Genomic DNA, 805 nt, shown 5'->3' with positions numbered 1-805 from the left:
ACGGCATCTTGACCCCGAATGAGGCCTATGCAAGCAAAACAGAACCAACGAGATTAGCAGCCTGACATGAAACCCTGATCCACCTTAACAGGGCTGCAAACTGGTCGAAAAACTAGGACCACCTCTGCCTACTCGCATGCGTTGGGAAGCCTTTGGGCTTGGCGCGTCCTTAGGTCCCAGCCCCCAATCCGCCGCGCGCTGGCGCGACGTTATGATCGCATGCGTGACGGAATCAATGCTCAGGATGCGCTTGGCCGGACAGCATTGCATTCAGCAGCCAAGGTCGGAGCTGATCGATGTTTTGAGATTCTTCTTGCTGCTGGCGCGAACCCGACGCTCCAGACTTACACCGGAAAGACACCTGCCATTTTTGCCGCAGAATTTGGGCGGGCTACGATCTTCGAGATGAGATTGGCATGTACGGCATATCAAATGGGTAGAAGCGAGCTTGGGGAAGCGTGCGATCTGGCGCAGTACTCCGCAGAGAGTTTCAAAGCAAAGCGCAAGGAATATGCCATTCAGGGATACGAAATTGCCGGACGGAAGGGTTTTCAGAAGATTGCTGAGTTGGCATTGGGGATGCTGGATGAATAGTTGGAGGCATTTTGTTTGCTCTGAGCACTTTCCTGAGGCAGCTTATTAAGCCCTTCCCACGAGTTGCAGCGGGATGCGCTTTGAGCGTATTTTGTTGAAAAACTCTTCCTTGATCGAAGTCTGAACTGCTGATTCAATTCCTGTAATCGAGGGGGAGGACCGGCGATGATGGGACCGAGGCAGGAAGCGCAACCGGCGCTGTTCTACGAGT

The 805-nt window shown here is 53.4% G+C and carries 1 protein-coding gene; it reads left to right on the top strand.

All coding sequences use genetic code 11. From position 1 onward, the window contains the following. Positions 1–219 precede the first annotated feature (219 nt). Positions 220–594 (top strand): ankyrin repeat domain-containing protein, encoded by a 375-nt coding sequence (locus ROG8370_RS19965; protein WP_085828845.1) that lies wholly within the window; start codon positions 220–222, stop codon positions 592–594. Positions 595–805 lie beyond the last annotated feature (211 nt).

The organism is Roseovarius gaetbuli, assembly GCF_900172365.1.
Lineage (GTDB): Bacteria > Pseudomonadota > Alphaproteobacteria > Rhodobacterales > Rhodobacteraceae > Roseovarius > Roseovarius gaetbuli.
This window is presented reverse-complemented; position numbering and strand designations above follow the sequence as displayed.

Bases quoted from the DNA above. Each gene is read 5' to 3' on its own strand.
- ROG8370_RS19965 (WP_085828845.1), top strand. From the start codon at position 220: ATGCGTGACGGAATCAATGCTCAGGATGCGCTTGGCCGGACAGCATTG.